Genomic DNA, 3,260 nt, shown 5'->3' with positions numbered 1-3,260 from the left:
ACATGGCGCGATCCATCGGCCAGACCGAAGCTGAGACCGGCGGCAGTCTTGGCGCGGATCACCGCCCCGAACTGGTGGACGGCGGCATAGATCATGTTGCTGCCGACCAGCACATGATCGGCGGCGGGGCGTGCGGTCACGCTGTCGAGCAGGCGTCCGCTCTGCCAGAGCGACTTGCCGCCTTCTTCCCTGACCCGGAAACTTGCGGGCCAGGGGCTGCCATCCGGGGCCTCGCTGGTGGTGCTGATCCGCTCCCTTGCGCCCGAAACCAGCGCCGAACCCACGCTGTCCATGAACCCGGTCATGTCGCCAAGCGCGCCGGTCAGCCGGTCCAGACCGGCAAGACCTTCGGCCTCGTCCAGAACCATGCTGAAGGTGAGAGACATCAGAAGCCCCTCAACTGATCGCGGGTCATGTGACGTTCCGGCCCGTCGGTCATCGCGACCCCGGGGGTCACGACTTCGGGCGCGACCACCGATCCGCCATCGCCGAGGGCCGCATCGCCGCGCGCCACGGATTTCAGGAAGTTGATCGCATCATCGCGCAGCGACCGGCGGGCCTCCATGTCATGGCCGATGTTCACATAAAGCTGGTGCAGGGCGAGGTTCCGGCAGATCACCTTCAGAATGCGCGGCGGCTCGGCCTTGACCGCTTCAAGGGGCGCACCGGACAAGGCCTTGGCGATATAGCTGTCGATCTCGGCCGAGGCATCATCGAGGGCTGCCTGCAGCCGGGTCTCGTCCACCTCGTCGGTCCCGCCGTCGAGATCGGTGAGGGCGACAAGATCGCGCTGCGGCAGGGCCGCGCGGAACTCGGCCACGGTGGCATAGGACATGTCAGCGCCTCGCGATCTGGAAGTGCGGATCGGCCTGCAATTGCGCGATCCGGACCTCGTCCAGATCGGTGACCGGCCCGGTCAGACCCTGCGGCCAGCGGCGACCGGCCCGGCGCTTGCCGCCAGCGGCAAGGCACAGGACCATGAGACCGGCATCATCAGCCCCGACCGGGCCACCAGCGTCGGTGGCAGAAGGGGCCGGGTCGGCCAAAGGGGCAGGGGTCATATCCCCGCTCGGCATGGCCTCGGTCGCCGGTGCGTCGGGAGCCACGTCAGGGGAAGGCAGCGGGGCCGCCCCGGCGGCGGCCTCCGGCCCGGCGGCTCCTTCAGTGGCCTCTGCCGCCCCCATCCCCTCGGCCATGCGGGCATCGGCCGCGTCCTGGCTGTCTTGGGGGCTCCGGGTGTTCAGTGCAGGCGTCTTGCGGGACATGGGTCAGCTCCTGTCGGTTCATCGTCGGGGGCGGGCTTGCCGCCCCCTCGGGGAAACGACCGCTTGGGGGCGGGGATCAGATCAGGGTCAGGCGGCTTTCGACATGCAGCTCGGCGGTGTTGCGCCAGGAGTTGGTCGCCCCATTGGCATCGCGCTCGTTCAGCAGGATTTCGCGGGCGGTCCCTTCCAGCGTCGGCGGCACCACCAGGAGCTTGGGCTTCAGGTTCAGCTTGCGGCCCCGGTGCCCGCGCATCGACATCATGGCGGCACGGGCGGCGGCATAGTTCGCAGGCGTCAGCGGCTGGCGCGAGGCATAGATCAGCTGCCAGGCCCCGAAGCCGGTGGCGCAGCGCCGCTTGGCCCCCCAGACGAATTCATCCTGAAAGAAGACATTGTCGTCGGTCAGATTGGTTTTCGGGGTGATCTTCGCGGCCTCACGGTCCTGAAAGATCATCGGCTTGATCGCGCGGCTGTCATCGATCAGATACCAGGCCGCCCCGGCACCCCCCTGAAAATTCGACACCGAAACTTCCGCACCCAGCTCGTTCTCGACCGGGTGATCGGTATCGAAGAAGAACTGCCCGTCATAATGCGCGGTGGTGAAGCCCTGTTCGAGCCGGTCCCAGACCAGATCATCGGGCAATTCCGCCGCGACCTGCGCCATGTCGGAAATCATGGGCGTATAGATGCCGTATTGATCGTCCGAAATGTCATCGACTGGCACCGCCACGGTCTTTTCGAACTTGCGGTTGGTGATGACGAAACCGTCGGATTCCAGCCGCTCGACATAGCGCTCGCCAATCCATTCGCGCATCGGCCCCAGTTCCGACAGTTTCGGATAGGCCTGATGGCGGGTGGTGGACTGGACCGTCATCGCGATCCGGCCAAAGGTGGTTTCAATGCCGGTCAAACGGGTGTTGAAGGCAGTGGAAAAGGCGACATTCAGGGCTGCCAGGGAGGCCCGGGTGATATCCATGTGCGGATCTCCGATCAGAGGATTTCGACGACCACGCCTTCGGGCGTGACATCCAGACATTTGCCTGCGACCAGCGTCCCGGCAGCGCCGACGGTATTGTCATCGACCACGAAGACCGTGCCGCCGATATGGGTGCGGGTGACGCTGCCATTATTGGCAACAAGGAACGGCCCCCGCTCGATCTCGACCGAGACCGCCCCGATGGCCCCTGCCGAATTGTCGGCCTCGGCCAAAGCCACCCCGCGCATGCGGGTGGCGGTCGGAATCGCGGGGATGGCATTTCCGGCGGCATTCAGGGCCACCATGGCACCGGCGAAGATGCGGGTGTCGGCGGCAACCGGATCGCGGAACCGGCGGCCATGGGTCAGCGCCGTGCGGGGCGCATTCCTGACGAGTGCGGCCATGGATCAGCCCTCCAGCAGCATGTTGCGATGTTTCAGGAACTCCTCGGGCGCGATGCCGAGGCGCGAGGCGACCTGCCGTTCCAGCGGGTCGAGCGCATCCCCGGCCGTCTTGCCGGGGGGCTGGCGGCCCGCCAGCTGCAGCTTGCCGGGTTCCAGCCGCACCGGTGCCGATTTGCGCCAGTCCTCAAAGAGCCCCAGGTCCTTGGAGGCGAGGCTGCGCGCCCAGTCCTCGTCAGCCGGAACCAGTTTGCCCTCGTCGCGGGCCTGCTGCAGCGCCGTTTCGACCTTGTCGCCCGCGATCTCCTGCTGGAGGGAGGCGAACTGCGTCTCCAGCGCCTTGAAGCTGGCCATGGGCACGAAGCGGGCCGGATCGGGCGCGGTTTCAGTCAGGCGGGCGCAAATCTGGGTGGTTGCATCCTCGCCCTTCACGCCCGCCGCGCGCTTGATCGCGGCAAGCTGGGTTTCGGCGGCGGCCAGCGCGGAAACGCGGGCCAGGATGTCTTCGGGCTTGTCGGCACTCAGGCCGAGCAATCCGGCAATCTGCAGGATGGGGTCCATCAATTCCTCTCTGGATGCGAGTTGGCGAAGCTGGGGCAGGGCGGGCGTGTTCACGAG

Annotated in this window: 6 protein-coding genes; all 6 read right to left on the bottom strand. The window is 66.7% G+C overall.

The genetic code is table 11. From position 1 onward, the window contains the following. The coding region (locus tag V6590_RS20705; RefSeq protein WP_335425608.1) for a phage virion morphogenesis protein at positions 1-386 on the bottom strand (386 nt) is incomplete at its 3' end. Further along, positions 386-835 (bottom strand): gp436 family protein, encoded by a 450-nt coding sequence (locus V6590_RS20700; RefSeq protein WP_335425607.1) that lies wholly within the window; start codon positions 833-835, stop codon positions 386-388. The genes V6590_RS20700 and V6590_RS20705, both read right to left, overlap by 1 nt. A gap of 1 nt (position 836) precedes the next feature. Beyond that, complete coding sequence (locus tag V6590_RS20695) at positions 837-1,265, bottom strand: hypothetical protein (protein WP_335425606.1); 429 nt, start codon at positions 1,263-1,265, stop codon at positions 837-839. A 76-nt stretch (positions 1,266-1,341) separates the two neighbouring features. After that, positions 1,342-2,241: a Mu-like prophage major head subunit gpT family protein gene (locus tag V6590_RS20690; protein WP_335425605.1), complete on the bottom strand. Its 900-nt coding sequence runs from the start codon at positions 2,239-2,241 to the stop codon at positions 1,342-1,344. A gap of 14 nt (positions 2,242-2,255) precedes the next feature. Further along, on the bottom strand, positions 2,256-2,645 hold the full coding sequence (locus V6590_RS20685) for a hypothetical protein (protein WP_335425604.1): 390 nt from the start codon (positions 2,643-2,645) through the stop codon (positions 2,256-2,258). A gap of 3 nt (positions 2,646-2,648) precedes the next feature. Then, positions 2,649-3,260 (bottom strand): phage protease (locus tag V6590_RS20680; protein ID WP_335425603.1); only part of this gene is annotated, 612 nt, incomplete at its 5' end.

Origin of the sequence: Gemmobacter denitrificans (assembly GCF_036964905.1) — a bacterium.
Lineage (GTDB): Bacteria > Pseudomonadota > Alphaproteobacteria > Rhodobacterales > Rhodobacteraceae > Gemmobacter > Gemmobacter denitrificans.
This window is presented reverse-complemented; position numbering and strand designations above follow the sequence as displayed.

What these genes read in the sequence shown, in the direction of transcription:
- V6590_RS20700 (WP_335425607.1), bottom strand. Translation starts at nt 835, where the DNA reads ATGTCCTATGCCACCGTGGCCGAGTTCCGCGCGGCCCTGCCGCAGCGC.
- V6590_RS20695 (WP_335425606.1), bottom strand. Translation starts at nt 1,265, where the DNA reads ATGTCCCGCAAGACGCCTGCACTGAACACCCGGAGCCCCCAAGACAGC.
- V6590_RS20690 (WP_335425605.1), bottom strand. Translation starts at nt 2,241, where the DNA reads ATGGATATCACCCGGGCCTCCCTGGCAGCCCTGAATGTCGCCTTTTCC.
- V6590_RS20685 (WP_335425604.1), bottom strand. Translation starts at nt 2,645, where the DNA reads ATGGCCGCACTCGTCAGGAATGCGCCCCGCACGGCGCTGACCCATGGC.